Here is a 287-nt window from a genome sequence, read left to right as displayed (position 1 = left end):
GCCGGAAAGCAGGAGCTCGGTCAATGCGAGACGGACGGCAAGACGGAAGGCTTCGGGCGTCATGTGTTTTGCCCAGATCGGATAGAGCGCGCGGATCCATGGCCACAGCGACTTGTTGATCGCAGCCGGATGGGCGCGCGTCAGGGTCTGGAACATATGATGATGGGCGTTGACGAGACCCGGAATGACGACGTGCCGGCCGGCGTCGAAGCGCGCATCGACGGAGTCTGCGGGCTGCCGTCCAGCCGTGACCAGTTCAACGATACGGCCATTCTCGACGACGATTC

General features: G+C 62.7%; 1 pseudogene. It reads right to left on the bottom strand.

Annotation, left to right across the window (positions count from 1 at the left end):
- A pseudogene (locus AF337_RS29675) lies at nt 1-285 on the bottom strand (8-oxoguanine deaminase); the annotation flags it as partial.
- Nucleotides 286-287: the final 2 nt, after the last annotated feature.

The sequence above is a fragment of the Rhizobium ecuadorense genome (assembly GCF_001187535.1).
Taxonomy (GTDB): domain Bacteria; phylum Pseudomonadota; class Alphaproteobacteria; order Rhizobiales; family Rhizobiaceae; genus Rhizobium; species Rhizobium ecuadorense.
This window is presented reverse-complemented; position numbering and strand designations above follow the sequence as displayed.